1 protein-coding gene is annotated in these 218 nt (G+C 66.5%); it reads left to right on the top strand.

Going from position 1 to position 218, the window contains the following annotated elements:
• A partial coding sequence (locus BQ17_RS15195) for a tetratricopeptide repeat protein (protein ID WP_141699311.1) occupies positions 1 to 218 on the top strand: 218 nt, incomplete at both ends.

Raw genomic sequence — 218 nt, 5'->3', positions numbered from 1 at the left:
GCCCGCACCGCCTTCACCGAATCCCTCGAAATCCGCCGCCGCATCCTGCAACGCCTCGGCGAAACCCCAGAGGCCCTCCGCGACCTCTCGGTCTCACTCAATAAGGTGGGCAAGACCGATCAGCAACTCGGCGACTGGCAGCGCGCACGCGACGCCTTCACCGAGTCCCTCGAAATCAGCCGCCGCATCCTCCAACGCCTCGGCGAAACCCCAGAGGC

The organism is Candidatus Thiosymbion oneisti (genome assembly GCF_900092655.1).
Lineage (GTDB): Bacteria > Pseudomonadota > Gammaproteobacteria > Chromatiales > Chromatiaceae > Thiosymbion > Thiosymbion oneisti.
This window is presented reverse-complemented; position numbering and strand designations above follow the sequence as displayed.